Raw genomic sequence first — 18,965 nt, 5'->3', positions numbered from 1 at the left:
GTCCCACCGGCTGGTGACGCGGACACGCGGACCCTGGAATGATCCGAGACACCTGCATCTCCCGGTGGGCCGAAGGGACGGCGGCATGGACGACGGAGTCGACGGAGCCGACGCGGCGGCCCGCAACGGAAGGCTGCGGCGCCGCACGTTGCTCACCACGGCGGCGGCCCTGAGCGTCGTCCCCGCGGCGATGCCAGGAGGGAACGGCGCCGGAGGAATCGCCTCGGCCGGCACCACGGTGTCGGGCCTGACCGTGGAACACCGCACCGACCCGCTCGGCATCGACGCGGCACACCCGAGATTCGGCTGGCGCATGGCGTCCACCGCGCGGGGCCGGCACCAGACGGCGTACCGGATCAAGGTCGCCACCTCGCCCCGGCACCTGACCCACGGCAGCGCCGACGTCTGGGACAGTGGCCGCGTCGACGCGGCGGACTCGGTCGCCGTCCGCTACTCCGGCCCCGCACTGCGCGCCTCGACCCGCTACCACTGGACGGTGACGGTGTGGGACGAGCACGGCCGCGCGGTCACCGCCGCACCCGGCGCCCACTTCGAGACCGGCCTGCTCAGCACCGACGGCGTCACCGGCTGGGACGGCGCCCAGTGGATCGGCATGGCCGGCAAGCGCCCGAACACCGCCGGCGCACCCCTGCTACGCAGCCAGACGGCGCTGACGGGCGGGCAGGTCACCGAGGCCCGGCTGTACCTCTCCGCGCTCGGCGTGTACGACGCCTACGTCAACGGCCGCCGTGTCTCCGTGCCCCAGGGCGACGGCACCACGTACGAGTTCCTGCCCCCGGGCTGGACCAACTACGACACCACCGTCAACTACTTCACCTACGACGTCACGGACCTGCTCGCGGACCCGGCCCAGGTCACCCTGGCCGCCGTGCTCGGCAACGGCTGGTACAACGGCCGCGTCTCCGAGAACAGCACCCACTACTCGGCCGACGGCAACCCCCTGGCCCTCAAGGCGAAACTCCTCGTCCGGTACGCCGACGGCTCCACCCGGACGATCGTCACCGCCCCCGGCGCCGACTGGCGAGCCACCGACACCGGCCCCTACCGCACCGACGACATCTACGACGGCCAGCTCTACGACGCCCGCAAGGAACTCCCGGGTTGGGCGGCGAACGGCTTCGACACCTCGGCCTGGTCGCCCGTCGAGGCTCAAGACCCTTTCCCCGACGCCCAGTTGGTCGCGTATCCCGGCGAGAGCGCCCGCCTGATGCCCGAGTGGGACCGCAAGCCGCACTCCGTCACCGTCTACACGGGAGTCACCGGCGTCACGGAAGTCGCCGGAATCGCGGGCGTCCTGGGTCAGGACGGCAGCGCGAACGGCGAGGGCCGTATCGTCGTCGACCCCGCCCGCACGGTCACCGACCCGGTGCGGGCGTCCACCGTCTCCGTCACCCTGCACCCCGGCGACACCGCCGTCATCGACCTCGGCCAGAACCTGGTCGGTGTGCCCCGCTACACCCTGCGCGGCCCGGCGGGCGCCCAAGTCGCCTTCAAACCGGGGGAGATGCTCAACGACGACAGCGCGGGCGCCGACGGCCCCGCCGGCTCGGTCTACCGAGCGAACCTCCGCACCGCCGAAGCCACCAGCACCTACATCCTCAAGGGCGACCCGGCAGGCGAGACCCACCAGGACTCGCTGACCTTCTACGGCTTCCGGTACGTCTCCGTCACCACGACCGAGACCGTGACTCTCGTCGAACTCACGGGAAAGGTCGCCACCTCCGCCCTCCACGACATCGGCACCGTCACCACCGACGACCCGGACGTCAACCAGCTGATCAGCAACGTCCGTTGGGGTCAGCGCGGCAACTACCTCTGGATCCCCACCGACTGCCCGCAACGCGACGAACGCCTCGGCTGGACCGGCGACACCCAGCTCTTCTCCAACACCGGCCTGTACAACACCGACGCCGTCTCCTTCCTCAGCCACTTCCAGGACACCCTGATCGACTCGCAGCACAACTACGGTGCGGGGAAAGCCCAGTTCCCCTGGGTCGCGCCCGGCCACCGCTTCAGCCAGCCGCTCCCGGCCGGCGGCTGGTCGGACTGCGGGGTGGTCGTGCCGTGGACCGTGTGGCAGATGTCCGGCGACACCACGATCATCGACCGCAGTTGGGCGTCGATGACCAAGTACCTGGACTGGATCCGGAGTCGCACCGGCGACACCCACGCCGGCCAGGGCGCGATCTTCGGCGACTGGCTCGCCTTCCAGATCACCGGCACCCAACTCATCAGCGACGTCTACTACGGCTACAGCGCCCGCCTCATGGCCGACATGGCCCGCGCCACCGGCCGCACCGCCGAAGCGGCCACCTACGAGCGGCTGTTCACCCGCATCAAACGGGCCTTCATCACCAAGTACCTCGTCACCGACGCCCTGACCGGGCAGCTGACGGTCCGGTCGAGCCTCGGCGACCCACCGCCCCACACCCCCGGCAACAGCGCCGGCAAGACCGAGGACGACACCCAGACCGCCCTGCTCTGGATCCTCAAACTCGGCTTCTACGACACGGAGTCGCAGCACCGCCGACTGGTCGCCCTGCTCGCCGACAACATCGGCAACAGTCCGGCCTACAAGGCGGCCCACCCCGACAGCACCCGCGTGGAGTACCCGGCGAACACCCTCGCCGTGGGCTTCCTCGGCGTGAACGTCATCGCCCCCGTCCTCACCGAAGAGGGCCGCGCCGACCTCGCGTACGGCCTCCTCCACCAGAACGCGATGCCGTCCTGGCTGTACTCGGTGGCCAACGGTGCCACCACGGTCTGGGAGCGCTGGAACTCGTACTCGAAGCAGGACGGCTTCGGCCCGGTCGACATGAACTCCTTCAACCACTACGCCTACGGCGCGATCATGGAGTGGATGTACGAGAGCATGGCCGGCATCGCCAAGGACCCCGAACACCCGGGCTTCCAGCACTTCTTCCTCCGGCCCCACATCGACCCGACCGGCAGGATCACGAAGGTGCGCGGCTCACATGTCTCTCCCTACGGCGAGATCGTCAGCGAATGGACCGCGAGGGACGGGAAGTTGACGTACCGGGCGGTCGTCCCCGCCAACAGCACGGCGACCCTGCGCATCCCCACCACCGACCCGTCGACCGTCCACGAGGGCACGCGGCCCCTGGCCGGGGCCCTGGGCGTGCAGTTCCTCGGCTTCACGGACGGCACGGCCTCCTACCAACTGCCGTCCGGCACCTACGAGTTGACCTCCTCGCTCGCCTGACCGCTCACCAGCACCACCTCCAGGGTGCGCGGACCGTGCACCCCCTCGACCCGGTCCAGCTCGATGTCACTGGTCGCGGAGGGACCGGAGATCCAGGTCAACGGACGTGCCGGGTCGAGGCGTTGGAGCGCCTGCGGGACCGAGGACACCACCTGGTCCGGCACCCGTACGACACAGATGTGGTGGTCGGGGACGAGCGTGATCCGGCGGCGGCCCTGGTCCGGGCCGCCGTCCAGGACGATGGTGCCGGTCTCGGCGACCGCCACCGCGCACGCGGTGACGACGCTGTCGACCCGGTCCAGTTCGGCGGGAGTGCTCTCGACCCGATCGGCGACCTGTTCCGCGTCGGCCGCCGCGAGCCACGCAGGCTCCAGCCCGGGCGGTACGACGACGGTCTTCGAACCCCGCTCGGTCAGCAACCCGGCGATCACGGCGGCCAGTTCGGCCTCCGTGCACCGGTGTACAAGCGCCCGGTAGTCGGCCAGGTTCTCGGCGAGCAGCTCCACCGTCTGCTCGATACTCCGATCCCCGTGCTCGCGCAGATAACCGCGCTCGAAGGCCTGGTCGTAGGGCGTGTCGTCCTTCGGCACGTCCGCGAGCGCGCGCTCCACGCGGCCCAAGATCCGTTCCCTGCTGCTCACTTGGCCGCCCCCTTGTCGCTGTTCTCGCCGTACGTGCGCTGCCACCAGTCGCGGAACGGCTCCGCCGGTACGGCGGGCAGCTCCCGGGTGCCGGTCCACGCCTTGCCGGGGCCGGGCAGGGTCCGTGGATGGAAGCGCCGGGAGCGTGACGCCAGCCGTTGGCCGGTGCGCAGGACGCCCGGGTGGGAGAACGTCCAGCGGGCCGCCCGCATGGCCGCGCGCTCGGCGGCATGGCCCTTGGCGGGTTGCAGGACGACCTTGTTGCCCTCGCGGGTGACCGGCCCGCCCTCCACGATCCGCTCGCGCAGATGCACCAGCACCTCGGGGATGTCGATGGCGACCGGGCACACCTCGTAGCAGGCACCGCACAGGGAGGACGCGTACGGCAGCGAGGCGTCGATCTCGCTTGCCGTGCCCCGGAGTTGGGGGCTGAGGATCGCGCCGATCGGGCCCGGGTAGACCGAGCCGTAGGCGTGCCCGCCGGCCCGCTCGTACACCGGGCAGACGTTCAGGCAGGCCGAGCAGCGAATGCAGCGCAGGGCCTGGCGGCCGACCTCGTCGGCGAGGGTGTCGGTGCGGCCGTTGTCGAGCAGGACCAGGTGGAAGGTGCGCGGCCCGTCCCCGTCGTTCGTGCCCGTCCACGTGCTGGTGTACGGGTTCATGCGCTCGGCGGTCGAGGAGCGGGGGAGGGTCTGCAGGAACACCTCCAGGTCCTGCCAGGTGGGCACGATCTTCTCGATGCCGACCACCGAGATCAGCGTCTCGGGGAGGGTGAGGCACATCCGGCCGTTGCCCTCGGACTCGACGACGACGAGCGTGCCGGTGTCCGCGACCATGAAGTTGGCGCCGGAGACGCCGACTTTGGCCCGCAGGAACTTCTCGCGGAGGTGGAGGCGGGCGGCCTCGGCGAGTTCGGCGGGCGTGTCGGTCAGCCCGTCCGGGGCGGGGCGGCCCCACTCGCTCATCTCGCGGGCGAAGATCTCCCGGATCTCACCGCGGTTGCGGTGGATCGCGGGGACCAGGATGTGCGAGGGACGGTCCTTGCCCAACTGCACGATCAGCTCGGCGAGATCGGTCTCGTAGGCGCGGATGCCCGCCGCCTCCAGGGCTTCGTTCAGCCCGATCTCCTGCGTGGCCATCGACTTGACCTTGACGACCTCCGACTCGCCCGTCTCCTTGACGAGTTGAGTCACGATCCGGTTGGCCTCGTCCGCGTCGGCGGCCCAGTGCACGATGCCGCCGGCCGCCGTCACCGACTCCTCCAACTGGACCAGATACCGGTCGAGATGACGGAGGGTGTGGTCCTTGATCTGCTTGCCGGCCTCGCGCAGGGCGGCCCAGTCGGACAGCTCCGCCACGGCCTTGGCCCGTTTGGCGCGGATCGTGTGGGTGGCGTGGCGCAGATTCCCGCGCAGGGTCTGGTTGTTGACGGCCTCATGGGCGGCCACGGGGAAGGCCGGGAACGCGGGCATTCCGACGAAGGTGCCGCTCATGCGCCCGTCTCCTCTTCCATCTCGGTCGCGGCCAGGATCTCCGCGATGTGCACCGGCCGCATGTCCGTGTGGAGCCGGGCCATCGTGCCGCCGATGTGCATGAGACAGGAGTTGTCCGCGGCGCACAGCACCTCGGCACCCGTCGACTCGGCGTTGCGCACCTTGTCGGCGCCCATCGCCGCCGAGACGTCGGCGTTCTTCACGGCGAAGGTCCCGCCGAACCCGCAGCACTCGTCGGCACCCGGCAGCTCGACCAACTCCAGCCCCTTGACGGCCTGGAGCAGTCTGAGCGGCCGGTCGCCGAGCCCGAGGCTGCGCAGCCCGTGACAGGTGGGGTGGTAGGTCACCCTGTGCGGGTAGCAGGCCCCGACGTCCGTCACCCCGAGCACGTCCACGAGGAACTCGGTCAGCTCGTACGTCTTCGGCACCACCGGCGCCAACGTGGCCGCGAGGGTGTCCCCGCGCCCCTCGGCCCGGGCCCGCTCGCCCATGCGCGGATACAGCTCCCGCACCATCGCCCCGCACGACCCGGACGGCGTGACGATCGCCTCGTACTCCCCGAAGACATCGGAGAAATGCCGGGCGAGCGGCTCGGCCTCATGGCGGTAACCGGTGTTGTAGTGCGCCTGCCCGCAGCACGTCTGGGCCATCGGGAAGTCGACCTCGACGCCCAGCCTGGTCAGCAGTTTCACCACGGCGCGCCCGGTGTCCGGATAGAGCGTGTCGTTGACGCAAGTCAGGAACAGGGCGACACGCATCGCGGCTCCTTAGTGGTCGATCATCGGATGGATGCAGCGTAGTCGGAGGTCACCGTCAGGGGGAGTCCCCAGTTGGCCGCGCGGCGAGCCGGGCCTCCGCCGCCCGCCACCGCGCGGTGTCGCCCTGGGGCTCGTAACGGGTCGACGGCTGCGTGCGGGCGAGGAGTCTCCGCATCCCGGTCAGGTCACCCACGAGCCCATGGGCCCGCGCCTGGACGAGCACGTTGCCGAGGGCCGCAGCCTCCGTGGGACCCGCGACCACCGGCAACCCGCAGGCGTCGGCGGTCAGTTGGCACAGCAGCGCGTTACGGGTACCGCCCCCGACGATGTGCACGACGTCGACCGGATGGCCGGCGAGTTCCTGGGCGTCACCGACCGCCCGCCGATGGGCGAGCGCGAGGGAGTCGAGGATGCAGCGTGTGATCTCCGCCCGGGACTCCGGCACCGGCTGCCCGGAACCGCGGCACGCATCGGCGATCCGCTCGGGCATCCGGCCCGGCGCCAGAAACGCCGCGTCCCCCGCGTCCACGACCGACCGCAGCGCCGGCACCCGAGCGGCCCCGCGCAGCAACTCGCCCAACTCCGGCTCGCCCCAGGCCCGTACACACTCCTGAAGCAGCCACAGCCCCATGATGTTGCGCAGATACCGGACCGTGCCGTCCAGGCCCAGCTCATTGGTGAAGTTGGCGGCCCGGCTCGCCTCGCTGAGCACCGGCGCGTCGAGCTCCAGACCGGCCAGCGACCAGGTGCCGGTACAGATATAGGCGAAGCGCTCCTCAACTGCCGGAACAGCGGCCACAGCTGACGCGGTGTCATGCGACCCCGCCGCCGTCACCGGCACGGGCCCCCGAAGCCCCGTCTCCTCCAGCACCTCGTCCCGCAACGCCCCCGCAGGATCGCCCGGTTGCCGCAAGGGCGCGAACAGCCCGAGGTCGATACCGAGGCGGGAGGCGACGTCGTACGCCCAGTCGCGCGTCCGGGGATCGATGAGTTGGGTGGTGGAGGCGTTGGTCAGCTCGGTGCCCTGCTCACCGGTGAGCCAGTACGACAGCAGATCGGGGACGAGCAACAACCGCTCGGCGTGGGCCAGTTGGGCCGAGTCGCGAGCGGCGGTCAGCTGGTACAGCGTGTTGAACGGCGCGTACTGCAACCCGGTCGACGCGTACAGCTCACTCGCGGGCACCGTCGCCCACACCTTCTCGGCGACCCCCTCCGTGCGGGGATCCCGATAGTGCACGGGATTGCCCAGCAACGCCCCGTCCGCATCCAACAACCCGTAGTCCACGGCCCAACTGTCGATACCGACCGAGTCGAGCCGCCCGCCGGTGACCGCGCCCGCCGCCCTCAGTCCGTCCAGGACACCCGCGTACAGGGCGAGGATGTCCCAGCGCAGCCCCTCAGGAGTCCGAACGGGCCGGTTCGGGAAACGGTGGGCCTCGGCCAACTCCAGGGAGTCGGGCCCGACACGGCCGACCATGACCCGCCCGCTGGACGCGCCGAGGTCGACCGCGGCGTACACGTTCAGGTCGGCGCTCACCGAAGGAAGGCGGCCGCAACGCCGGCGTCGACCGGGACGTGCAGCCCGGTCGTGTGCGTCAAGTCCCCGCCGGTGAGGGCGAAGACGGCGTTGGCGACATGCTCCGGCAGCACCTCGCGCTTGAGGATGGTCCGCTGGGCGTAGAACTCGCCGAGCTTCTCCTCCTCGATCCCGTAGGTCGCCGCCCGCTGCGCACCCCAACCACCCGCGAAGATGCCCGAACCACGCACGACACCGTCCGGGTTGATCCCGTTGACCCGGATACCGTGCTCACCCAACTCGGCGGCCAGCAGCCGTACTTGATGGGCCTGGTCGGCCTTGGTGGCCGAGTAGGCGATGTTGTTGGGCCCGGCGAACACGGCGTTCTTGGAGGCGATGTACAGGATGTCGCCCCCGAGTCCCTGCGCGATCATCGCCCGGGCAGCCTCACGCGAGACGAGGAACGACCCGCGGGCCATGATGTCGTGCTGCAGATCCCAGTCCCGGGCCGAAGTCTCCAACAGGGGCTTGGAGATGGAGATCCCCGCGTTGTTCACGACGAGATCGACCCCGCCGAAGGCGAGCAGGGCGGCCTTGAAGGCATCGGCGATCTGCGCCTCGTCCGTCACATCGACGGTGACGGCGACGGCCTTGTCGGGCCCACCCAGTTCCTCCGAAACGGCCTGCGCGTTGGCGGAGTTGAGATCCGCGACAACGACACAGGCCCCTTCATCGACCAGCCGCCGGGCAATGGCCTTCCCGATCCCACTCCCCGCACCGGTGACGAGCGCGACCCGAGTAGCGAGCGGCTTCGGCTTCGGCATCCGCTGAAGCTTGGCCTCCTCCAACGCCCAGTACTCGATCCGGAACTTCTCCGACTCCTCGATCGGCGCGTACGTGGAAACGGCCTCGGCCCCACGCATCACGTTGATGGCGTTGACGTAGAACTCGCCGGCCACCCGCGCCGTCTGCTTGTCCTTGCCGAACGAGAACATCCCGACACCCGGGATCAACACGATCGCCGGATCGGCCCCACGCATCGCGGGGGAATCGGGCAGAGCGTGCCGCTGGTAGTAGGCGGCGTACTCCTCGCGATAGACGGCATGCAGTTCCTTCAGCCGCGCGATCGCCTCGTCCAGCGGAGCGGTGGGCGGCAGATCGAGAACGAGCGGCCTGACCTTGGTCCGCAGGAAGTGATCGGGACACGAGGTACCGAGCGCGGCAAGCCGCGGATGCTCGGCCCGAGCGAGGAAATCGAGCACGACATCAGCATCGGTGAAGTGCCCCACCTGCGCCCGGTCCTGAGAGGCAACAGCACGAACATACGGCGCGAGCGCGGCCCCCCGCTCCCGCCGCTCACCCTCGGCCAACGCCCCGTACCCCTCGACGACGGGCCCGAAGGGCTCAGCCTTCCCCCGCTCGACGAGGAACGCCTCGGCGGTACGGATGATGTGCAGAGAGTTCCGCTCGCACTCCTCGGACGTGTCACCCCACGCGGTGATCCCATGCCCTCCGAGCACACACCCAACGGCCTGCGGACTGGCGGCCTTGACGGCGGCGATGTCCAACCCCAGCTGAAACCCGGGCCGCCGCCAGGGCACCCACACCACACTGTCCCCGAAACACTCGGCGGTCAGCTTCTCCCCATCGGCGGCACAGGCGAGCGCGATCCCGGAATCGGGATGCAGATGATCGACATGAGCGGCGTCCACCAGCCCGTGCATAGCGGTGTCGATCGAGGGCGCCGCACCCCCCTTCCCGTGCAGGCAGTAGTCGAACGCGCCCACCATCTCGTCCTCGCGCTCCACCCCCGGATACACGTCGACCAGTGCCCGCATCCGATCCAACCGCAACACAGCCAGCCCACCCTCGGTGAGCGTCCCGAGATCCCCTCCGGACCCCTTGACCCACATCAACTCGACATCACCCCCGGTCACGGGGTCGGTGTCGGTGCCCTTCGCGGACGTATTCCCGCCGGCGTAGTTGGTATTACGAGGATCGGAGCCAAGCCGATTGGATCGAGAGAGGAGAGCATCAGCTTCGGGGTGCGGTGCCATGAACTTCCAGTCCTTTTCGAGAGAGGTGAGCTTTACCCCTGAGGGGCGCGGGGAACTGCGCGACCAGCCACATCCGGCCCGCACCCGCGAACGACAGATACCCGGCAGACGCTCAGGCGCCCCACCCGGCCTGCTGCCCCCCAACCCGCTCAGCAACAATCCGCTCCTGCCACCCGCTGGAGCGATACGCAGCGATCGGGTCAGGGTCAAGCCCCTGTTCCTCGCGCAACTCCCTCAGCAGGGGCCGCACATCCGTGTTGTACGCGTCCATCAACACGGCATTCGCCTCCAACACGTCCCCGGCCCGCTGAGCCGCACCCAGGGCGACGGGGTCCACCAGCAACGCCTTGGCGGTAGCCTCCTGCACATTCATCACCGACCGAATGATCGCCGGAATCTTCGCCTCGATGTTGTGACACTGATCCAGCATGAAGGCCACATCCGCGGTGAACCCCCCGCCCCGAATCACCTCGTACATGATCCGGAACAACTGAAACGGATCAGCCGCCCCCACCATCAGGTCATCGTCCGCGTAGAACCGGGAGTTGAAGTCGAACGCCCCGAGCTTCCCCTCCCGTAGCAGCGTCGCGACGATGAACTCGATATTGGTACCGGGCGCATGATGCCCGGTGTCGACCACGACCTGAGCCTTGGGCCCCAGCTTCAGGCAATGCGCGTACGCGGTACCCCAGTCCGGCACATCCGTCGCATAGAACGCCGGCTCGAAGAACTTGTACTCCAGCAACATCCGCTGCCCGTCGCCAAGCCGCTCGTACACGGCCGCGAGCGCCTCCGCCAACCGATCCTGACGCGCGGAAAGATCATCCTGCCCGGGATAGTTCGTCCCGTCGGCGAACCACAACTTCAGATCGGCTGAGCCCGTCGCATCCATGATGTCGACACACTCCAGCAGATGATCCAGCGCCTTGCGCCGCACCGCCGCATCGGGATGACACACACTCCCGAGCCGGTAGTCGTCGTCCTGGAACGTGTTCGAGTTGATCGCGCCGAGCTTCAGCCCGTGGTCCTCCGCGAACTTCCCCAGCGCCCCGAAGTCGTCGACCCGGTCCCACGGGATGTGCAGGGCCACGGTCGGCGCCACGCCGGTGAACTCGTGGACCTTGGCCGCGTCCTCCAGCTTCTCCTGCGGAGTCCGGGGAACGCCCTCCTGGGCGAAGACCTTGAAGCGGGTCCCCGAGTTCCCGTACGCCCACGACGGCGTCTCGACTGCCTGGGTCTGGAGAGCGGCCTTCACCGCGGCGAGATCGGTCACTTGAGGGCTCCTGTGACGTGCGACGGAACGGCGTGTGTATGAAACGATTCAGAGAGCGAAGTTATGAGCCTCCCGAAGGGGTGTCAAGCCCTACGGCGAAGCCTGTGGCCCGTGACTCCAATGTGACCTTTGGCTATCGAAAGTTTTTCGAGGCGGACCCATTGACGTGACAAGGCTGGCGCGCCTAACGTCCCGGCAACCAAGTTGAAACCTTTCACGACGCTGTGAGGGCCTACCCGCCGGCGTCGTCGAGGAGCCCCTCATGACCCACCCGTCAGAAGCGGGTCCGGCCCCGGTGCTCGCGCTCAAGGACATCTCCAAGTCCTTCGGCGCGGTGCGCGCCCTGCGGGACGTGTCCCTCGAACTGTTCCCCGGTGAGGTGCACGCACTCGCCGGTGAGAACGGCGCGGGCAAGTCCACTCTCATCAAGACCCTCGCCGGTGTGCACCGGCCCGACGCCGGCCAGGTGCTGCTCGACGGCGCGCCCGTCGTCTTCCACGGCCCCGGTGACGCCCGCGACGCGGGTATCGCCGTGATCTACCAGGAACCGACGCTCTTCCCCGACCTGTCGATCGCCGAGAACATCTTCATGGGCCGCCAGCCCCGCCGTGCGCTCGGCCGTATCGACCACAAGGCCACCTACGCGGCGACCGCCGCCCTCATGAAGCGGCTCGGCGTCGAGCTGGACCCGGACCGCCCGGCGCGCGGACTGTCCATCGCGGACCAGCAGATCGTGGAGATCGCCAAGGCGCTCTCCTTCGACGCCCGCGTCCTGATCATGGACGAGCCGACGGCCGCCCTCACCGGCAGCGAGGTGGCGCGCCTCTTCGGCGTCGTCCGCACTTTGCGCGAACAGGGCGCCGCCGTCCTGTTCATCTCGCACCGCCTGGAGGAGATCTTCCAGATCTGCCGGCGCGTCACCACCCTGCGCGACGGCGCCCTGATCTCCAGTGAGCCGATCGAGGGGATGACCGAGGACGATCTCGTACGCCGCATGGTCGGCCGCGATCTCGACGAGCTGTACCCCAAGCAGGACGTCGAACCCGGTGAAGTCGCCCTGAGCGTCAAGCGGTTGACCCGCGAGGGTGTCTTCACCGACGTCTCCTTCGACGTACGGCGCGGGGAGATCGTCGGTCTCGCCGGGCTCGTCGGCGCCGGCCGCACCGAAGTCGCCCGGGCCGTCTTCGGCATCGACCGGTGGGACGCCGGCGGGGTGGAGGTCGACGGCAGGCCGCTGACGAACGGCGCCCCCTCGACCGCGATGGCCGCGGGGCTCGCCCTCGTTCCTGAGGACCGGCGGGCGCAGGGCCTGGTGATGGACATGTCCATCGAGCGGAACATCGGCCTGACCGGCCTGCGGACGACCGTCAGGGCGGGCCTCGTCGACCGGGGCGCCGAGCGCAGCCGTTCCCTCGACTGGGCGGTGAAGCTGCACGTCAAGTACGCGCGGATCGCCGACACCGTCAACACCCTGTCCGGCGGCAACCAGCAGAAGGTCGTCCTCGCCAAGTGGCTGGCCACCGGCCCGAAGGTGCTGATCGTCGACGAGCCGACCCGTGGCATCGATGTCGGGACCAAGGCCGAAGTGCACCGGCTGCTCAGCGAGTTGGCCGCCGACGGGGTCGCCGTCCTGATGATCTCCTCCGATCTGCCCGAGATCCTCGGCATGGCCGACCGCGTGCTGGTGATGCACGAGGGCCGCCTCACCGCCGAGATCCCCCGTTCCGAAGCCACCGAGGAAACCGTGATGGCCGCAGCCACCGGGAGGGCCGCCGCATGAGCAGCGCCTTCATGACGATCGCCGCTTTCGGGAGGGCCGCCGTATGACGGTCACGGCTCCCAATCCCGCGCCCGCCGCCGAAGTGCCCGAGTCGAGCAGCACGCGGCTCGTCGACCGGGTCTTCAAGATGCGTGAACTCGCCATCCTGGTCGTCTTCCTGGTGATGATCGGCATCACCCAGGCGGGCAACAGCGAGTTCCTGTCCGAGCAGGGCATCAAGGACCTGCTCCTCAACGCGACCATCCTGGTGCTGGTCGCCACCGGGCAGTCGCTGGTCGTCATCACCCGCAACGTCGACCTGTCCGTCGGTTCCACGCTCGGCATCACCGCCTTCGCCACCGGCACCTATCTGCAGGGCGGTGGCAACGCTGTCATCGCGATCCTGCTGGCGGTCCTGCTCGGTGTCGGACTCGGCCTGGTCAACGGCCTGTTGGTCAGTCTGGGGCAGGTGCCCGCGCTGGTCGTCACGCTCGGCACGCTCTACATCATCCGGGGCGTCGACTCCATCTGGGTCGGCTCACGGCAGATCACCGCCGCCGATCTCCCGGGCGGATTCGTGGACTTCGGCTCCGGCGGCCTGTCGGCCGTGCCCTGGCTGGCGATGATCGCGCTCGCCGTGCTGATCGCCACCGCCTACTACCTCAAACACTTCGGCAGCGGGCGGGAGTTGTACGCGCTCGGCTCCAACCCCGAGGCGGCCCGGCTCGCCGGTATCCCCGTCCGCAAGCGGATCCTCGCCGCGTACACCTTCTGCGGCGGGCTCGCCGGACTCGCCGGCGCGATGTACCTCGCCCGCTTCGGCAACGTCGACTCCGGCACCGGCACCGGTTATGAACTCACCGTGGTCAGCGCGGTAGTTGTGGGTGGCGTGGTCTTCACCGGCGGCTCCGGCAGCGTCTACGGCGCGGCGCTCGGCGCACTCCTGCTGACCTCGATCAACAGTGTGCTGCCCGCCCTCGGCGTCAGCTCCGTCTGGGTGCTCGCCATCAACGGCATCCTGCTCATCCTCGCCATCGCCGTCGACCGGATCGTCGCCCTGCGTGTGGCCACCGCACTGAAGAAGAGGAACGCCCGCCATGCCTGAGCCAGCGTCCTTTGCGAACCGCGCGATCCGCTGGGACACGGTCGTCGGCGCCCTCCTGATCGTCCTGCTGCTGTTCTCCTTCTCCTTCGTGGACGGCTTCGGCAACGCGCTGAACCTGTCGTTCCTGATCGGCAACACCCTTCCCATCGCGCTGATCGCCCTTCCGATGACGCTGTTGGTCGTCTCGGGCGAGATCGACCTGTCGGTCGCCTCCACGGCCGGGCTGTCGGGCGCGGTGATGGGCAAGCTGTGGAACGACGGCATGACCATCGAGACGATCATCCCGATCTGTCTGCTGCTGGGCGTGGTCTGCGGGTTGATCAACGGGCTCCTCGTCACCCGGCTCGGGCTGCCGTCCCTCGCGGTGACCATTGGCACGCTCGCCGCGTACCGGGGGATCGCGCAGATCGTGCTCGGCTCCGACGCGGTGACCGATTTCCCCACGCAGTACCTGGACTTCGCGTCGGGGCGGCTCGGGGGGACGTTCCTGCCGCAGGCGTTCCTGCCCTTCCTCGTGTTGCTCGCGATCGCCGTGGTCGTGTTGCACGCGACACCGTTCGGGCGGTCGTTGTTCGCGATCGGGGCGAATGTGGAGGCTGCTCGGTTCGCCGGCATCCGGGTTCGGCGGCAGAAGCTGATCCTGTTCACGGTCACGGGGTTGATGGCCTCGCTGACCGGGGTCTTCTGGGCGCTGCACTACGCGAGTGCTCGGTACGACAACGCGACCGGGCTCGAACTGTCCGTCGTAGCCGCGGTGTTGCTCGGCGGGATCGACTTCGACGGTGGAAAGGGGACGTTGGGAGGTGCGGTTGCCGGGGTCTTTCTGCTCGGGGCGTTGCAGAACGTGATGAGCCTGGTGAATGTCTCCGCGCAGTCGCAGATCGTTGTTACCGGTGTTCTGCTCGTGGTCTCGGTACTTGGGCCTCGGGTCGCACGCCAGATTGCCATCGCGAGGGCCGCTGCGCGCGCCGTCGGATAGGTCGTTCGAAAGCTGCCGGCCGGCTGAGGCTGGTCGCGCAGTTCCCCGCGCCCCTTCAAGGCGCGTCGTACTCACCTTCGTCACAAAGGAACCGACATGCGCAAAACATCCCTTCGGCGTGCCTGTGCCGCCCTCGTCGCCGTCACTTCGCTCACCCTCGTCGCCACCGCCTGCGGTGGTACCACCAAGAAGGACGTGAAGGACGAGAACACCGGATCGGCCGTCACCGGTGGCAAGGCCGATCCGAACGCGGCCCTCAAGAAGGGGCTCACCGTCGCCTTCCTGCCGAAGGCGGTCAACAACCCGTACTTCACCACGTCCGACAAGGGCGGCGAGAAGGCGCTCACCGAACTGGGCGAGAAGTACAAGGAAGTCGGCACGACCAGTGCCACCGACACCTCCGGTCAGGTCTCCTACGTCAACACGCTCACCCAGCAGCAGGTGAACGCGATCGCCGTGTCCGCGCAGGACCCGGGCGCCCTGTGCACCGCGCTCAAGCAGGCCATGAGCAACAAGATCAAGGTCGTCACCTACGACTCCGACACCAACCCGGAGTGCCGCAACGCCTTCGTCTCGCAGGCCAGCGCCGAGGACCTGGGCCGTACCGAGGTGCAGTTGCTCGCCCAGCAGATCGGCTACAAGGGCGAGATCGCGATCCTGTCGGCCGCGCAGACCGCGACGAACCAGAACACCTGGATCGGCTTCATGAAGGAGGAGCTGAAGGACCCGAAGTACAAGAACATCAAGCTGGTCAAGGTCGCCTACGGCAACGACGACGCCCAGCAGTCCTTCCAGCAGACCCAGGGTCTCCTCCAGGAGCACCCGAACCTGAAGGGGATCATCTCCCCGACCACCGTCGGCATCAAGGCCGCCGCCCAGTACCTCTCCGGCTCCAAGTACAAGGGCAAGGTCAAGCTGACCGGCCTCGGCACCCCCAACGACATGCGCAAGTACGTCAAGAACGGCACCGTCGACGGCTTCGAGCTGTGGGACCCGGCGAAGCTCGGCGCCCTCGCCGCGCAGACGGCCGTGGCGCTGGTGTCGGGGCAGATCACCGGCAAGGAGGGCGAGACCTTCAAGGCCGGCGGGACGTCGTACACCATCGGCAAGGACGGCGTGATCAGCCTCGGCAAGCCGACCGTCTTCGACGCGAAGAACATCGACCAGTTCAACTTCTAGTCCCTGAAGTCCCTTTCCCTCAAGGGGTGTTGATGCAGCGCGTGTGCTTCCTGCTGAAGGTCCGGGCGGACCGCCTCGACGAGTACCGCGAGCGGCATGCCGCCGTGTGGCCCGAGATGCTCGACGCACTCTCGGCCACCGGGTGGCACAACTACTCGCTCTTCCTGCGCGAAGACGGCCTGCTGGTCGGCTACTTGGAGACCGAGGACTTCGCCGCCGCTCAGACCGGCATGGAAGCCACCGACATCAACTCCCGCTGGCAGGCGGAGATGGCGCCGTTCTTCGAGTCCCTGGACGGCGCCCGTCCCGACGAGGCGATGAAGCCCCTCACCGAGGTCTTCCACCTCGCGTGATCCCCCACAGGAGCCGCTCATGAGAAGACGCGCCGTGCTCACGACCGCCATACTTGCGGCCGTGGCAACGCCGGGCATCGCGCGGGCGGCCGACCCCGGCCCGTCCGTCACCAAGAAGAGCACCACCCGACTCGACGCCCAGGCCGTCTACTTCGTCTCGTACGACGGCCTGGTCAACAACAACTCGTTCCAGAAGAACGGCCTGTTGACCTACAAGGGCTATCAGTACGCGGCCTGGTACACGTCCACCAAGTACGCCGTCGTCGCCCGCCGTGTCCTCGGCGGCTCGACATGGTCCACGATCACCCTCTCCCACCAGCTCAAGAGCGACGACTCCCACAACGTCATCTCCATGGGCGTCTCTCAGGTCGACGGCCGCCTCCACCTCAACATGGACTCCCACAGCGACGGCTTCTTCTACGTCAAGTCGATCGCCGGTCTCCTCGACAACCCGGCGTCCACCGCCTGGACTTCGGCCGTCCTCGGCGCCGTACAGACATCGCTGGACGGCGTCACACTCACCAGCCAGTTCACCTACCCCCAGTTCATCGCCACCCCTGAAGGCAGGCTGCAGCTCAGCTACCGCGTCGGGATCTCCGGCAACGGCCGCAACGCCCTTGCGGAGTACGACGGTTCACAGTGGACCGCGCTGGGGGAGTGGAGTGGTTCGACCGGTACCTACACCAGCGCGCACGGCTCCAGCACCGCCCGCAACATGTACCTGCACGGCATCGACTACGACGTGAACGGCCGGCTGCACGCCTTCTTCACCTGGCGCGAGCAGTCCGCCGCGGTGATGTGCAACAGCGGGGGCATCACCAACCACGACACCGGCTACGTCTACTCGACCGACCGGGGCCGTAGTTGGCGCAACGACGCGGGAACTGTCGTAGGAACAACGGGTGGTTCGAACACCGTGGCCGTCACGGACGCCGGACTGGTCGTCGATCCGCTCGACCCCGACCACTCCCTGATGAACCAGGAGAGCCAGGCCACCGACTCGACCGGCCTCCCGCACGCGGTCATCAGCTATGTCCCCGGCCGCTTCGGGCAGTGCACCACCAACTACGTCACCGACCGCACCGCCAACGGCCGCGCCTTCCACGTCCGCAGGAACTCCGCCGGGACCTGGCAGAAGACCGAGATCCCGATCCCCCTCAACTCCAGCCAGCGCACCAAGCTGGTCCTGGACAGGTACGACAACGCCTACGCGGTCCTGCCCTACGGCCGCATCGCGGGCGCCTCGAAGTCCTCCGGATACACGGACTGGGCGCTGCTGTACGACGGGAGCGGTCTGAACGCGTTCGGCGAGGTCGTCGTCGACGAGCCGCGGGTGAAGGCGGACAACGTGCTGTCGTTCATGTACCAGGAGAGGTCGAGCGGTACGACGCCCTCGGCCCTCCACGTCGTCGACTTCGCCCTGCCCGCGTGAGGGGCGCGGTCGTAGGAGTCGGCACAGGTCATGGCGGTAATGTGAAGACCTGCCCGCCGCCCCATGTCACCCTGGAGGTCTCCGCCTGATGGCCCAGCCGGTGGGTATCAAGGACGTCGCCCGCGCCGCCGGAGTCTCCGTCGGTACGGTCTCGAACGTCATCAACCGCCCGGACACCGTCGCCACGGAGACCCGGGCCCGGGTGCTGTCCGCGATCGACCGCCTCGGATACGTCCGCAGCGAGTCCGCGCGCCAGTTGCGTGCCGGGCGCAGCCGGATCATGGGGCTGCTCGTCCTCGACATGGGCAACCCGTTCTTCGTGGACGTGGCCCGCGGCGCCGAGCGGGCCGCGCGCGAATCGGGGCTCGGCGTGATGGTCTGCAACAGCGCGCAGAGCCCCGTCGAGGAGGCCGACTACCTCTCGCTCTTCGCCGAACAGCGGGTGCGGGGCGTGCTGTTGACCCCGGCCGACGCGACCGGACGCAATATCGAGTCGTTCCGGCGGCACGGCATCCCCTTCGTGCTCGTCGACCGGGTCGCCGAGGGCACCACCGAGTGCTCGGTCTCCGTCGACGACGTCGCCGGCGGCGCGCTCGCCGTGCGGCACCTGGTCGACGCGGGGCACCGTTCGATCGCGTACGTCAGCGGGCCGCCCGGCTTCAACCAGGTGCGGGACCGCCGTACGGGCGCGAAGAACGCGCTCGCCGAGGCCGGTCTCGACCCCGACGCGCTGCGCGAGCTGCCCACCGACCGGCTCGACGTGGCCGCCGGGCGGGACGCCGGAGCCCGGCTGCTCGGCCTGGCCGACCGGCCCACGGCGGTCTTCTGCGCGAACGACCTCCTCGCCCTCGGCGTGCTCCAGGCCATGTACGCGGCCGGGGTCGGTGTCCCCGACGACCTCGCGATCGTCGGCTACGACGACATCGAGTTCGCCGCCGCCGCGGCCGTACCGCTCACCTCGGTCCGCCAACCGGCCGTCACCATGGGCGCGTTGGCCGCCGAGCTGCTCCTGGAGGAAACGGAGGCGGAGACCGCCGCGCGTCCGCACGAGCACCGGCGGGTCGTGCTCCAGCCGGAACTGGTGGTGCGCCGCTCCAGCCTGGCAGCCCGCTGATCGGTCGGTCAGTAGGGATCCGCGGGATTTCATGATCCCGGGGGTCGGATATCGGACGCGCA

Annotated in this window: 14 protein-coding genes; 8 read left to right on the top strand and 6 right to left on the bottom strand. The window is 68.9% G+C overall.

Features of this window, described 5'->3' with window-relative positions:
• The first annotated feature begins 85 nt into the window (after window positions 1-85).
• The gene (locus OG226_RS07180) at window positions 86-3,244 is read left to right on the top strand and encodes a family 78 glycoside hydrolase catalytic domain (protein WP_329348319.1); all 3,159 of its coding nucleotides are present in this window, start codon (window positions 86-88) and stop codon (window positions 3,242-3,244) included.
• Here OG226_RS07180 and OG226_RS07175 read toward each other — a convergent pair.
• The 6 genes from OG226_RS07175 to rhaI all read right to left on the bottom strand — a co-directional run bounded on the left by OG226_RS07175 (window position 3,217) and on the right by rhaI (window position 10,982).
• On the bottom strand, window positions 3,217-3,885 hold the full coding sequence (locus OG226_RS07175) for a LutC/YkgG family protein (RefSeq protein WP_329348318.1): 669 nt from the start codon (window positions 3,883-3,885) through the stop codon (window positions 3,217-3,219). The two genes, OG226_RS07180 and OG226_RS07175, sit on opposite strands and share 28 nt — an antisense overlap.
• Window positions 3,882-5,378 (bottom strand): LutB/LldF family L-lactate oxidation iron-sulfur protein, encoded by a 1,497-nt coding sequence (locus tag OG226_RS07170; protein WP_329348317.1) that lies wholly within the window; start codon window positions 5,376-5,378, stop codon window positions 3,882-3,884. The genes OG226_RS07175 and OG226_RS07170 overlap by 4 nt, the downstream gene beginning before the upstream one ends.
• On the bottom strand, window positions 5,375-6,136 hold the full coding sequence (locus tag OG226_RS07165; RefSeq protein WP_328675875.1) for a (Fe-S)-binding protein: 762 nt from the start codon (window positions 6,134-6,136) through the stop codon (window positions 5,375-5,377). Before OG226_RS07165 ends, OG226_RS07170 begins: the two co-directional genes overlap by 4 nt.
• Window positions 6,137-6,191: 55 nt before the next feature.
• Window positions 6,192-7,661, bottom strand: coding sequence for a rhamnulokinase (locus tag OG226_RS07160; protein ID WP_329353331.1), 1,470 nt, complete (start codon window positions 7,659-7,661; stop codon window positions 6,192-6,194).
• Window positions 7,662-7,669: 8 nt separating this feature from the next.
• Window positions 7,670-9,709 (bottom strand): bifunctional aldolase/short-chain dehydrogenase, encoded by a 2,040-nt coding sequence (locus tag OG226_RS07155; RefSeq protein ID WP_328675874.1) that lies wholly within the window; start codon window positions 9,707-9,709, stop codon window positions 7,670-7,672.
• 112 nt (window positions 9,710-9,821) lie between these two features.
• Window positions 9,822-10,982, bottom strand: coding sequence for an L-rhamnose isomerase (gene rhaI, locus OG226_RS07150; protein WP_329348316.1), 1,161 nt, complete (start codon window positions 10,980-10,982; stop codon window positions 9,822-9,824).
• Between the two features lie 262 nt (window positions 10,983-11,244).
• On the opposite strand from rhaI, the gene OG226_RS07145 reads away from it, so the two are divergent.
• The 7 genes from OG226_RS07145 to OG226_RS07115 all read left to right on the top strand — a co-directional run bounded on the left by OG226_RS07145 (window position 11,245) and on the right by OG226_RS07115 (window position 18,903).
• Entirely contained in the window at window positions 11,245-12,762 is a 1,518-nt protein-coding gene (locus OG226_RS07145) for a sugar ABC transporter ATP-binding protein (protein ID WP_329348315.1), read from the top strand.
• A gap of 43 nt (window positions 12,763-12,805) precedes the next feature.
• Window positions 12,806-13,846 (top strand): ABC transporter permease, encoded by a 1,041-nt coding sequence (locus tag OG226_RS07140; RefSeq protein WP_327399443.1) that lies wholly within the window; start codon window positions 12,806-12,808, stop codon window positions 13,844-13,846.
• Complete coding sequence (locus OG226_RS07135) at window positions 13,839-14,825, top strand: ABC transporter permease (protein WP_328675871.1); 987 nt, start codon at window positions 13,839-13,841, stop codon at window positions 14,823-14,825. The genes OG226_RS07140 and OG226_RS07135 overlap by 8 nt, the downstream gene beginning before the upstream one ends.
• Before the next feature lie 96 nt (window positions 14,826-14,921).
• Window positions 14,922-16,004: a rhamnose ABC transporter substrate-binding protein gene (gene rhaS, locus OG226_RS07130; protein ID WP_327399441.1), complete on the top strand. Its 1,083-nt coding sequence runs from the start codon at window positions 14,922-14,924 to the stop codon at window positions 16,002-16,004.
• Between the two features lie 32 nt (window positions 16,005-16,036).
• Window positions 16,037-16,357 carry an L-rhamnose mutarotase gene (locus OG226_RS07125; RefSeq protein ID WP_328675870.1) on the top strand — a complete coding sequence of 107 codons (321 nt, stop codon included), beginning with the start codon at window positions 16,037-16,039 and terminating at the stop codon, window positions 16,355-16,357.
• A gap of 19 nt (window positions 16,358-16,376) precedes the next feature.
• Entirely contained in the window at window positions 16,377-17,789 is a 1,413-nt protein-coding gene (locus OG226_RS07120; RefSeq protein WP_329348314.1) for a BNR repeat-containing protein, read from the top strand.
• Between the two features lie 88 nt (window positions 17,790-17,877).
• Window positions 17,878-18,903, top strand: a complete 1,026-nt coding sequence (locus OG226_RS07115; RefSeq protein WP_033278942.1) for a LacI family DNA-binding transcriptional regulator — start codon at window positions 17,878-17,880, stop codon at window positions 18,901-18,903.
• Window positions 18,904-18,965 lie beyond the last annotated feature (62 nt).

Origin of the sequence: Streptomyces sp. NBC_01261 (assembly GCF_036226385.1) — a bacterium.
GTDB lineage: Bacteria > Actinomycetota > Actinomycetes > Streptomycetales > Streptomycetaceae > Streptomyces.
This window is presented reverse-complemented; position numbering and strand designations above follow the sequence as displayed.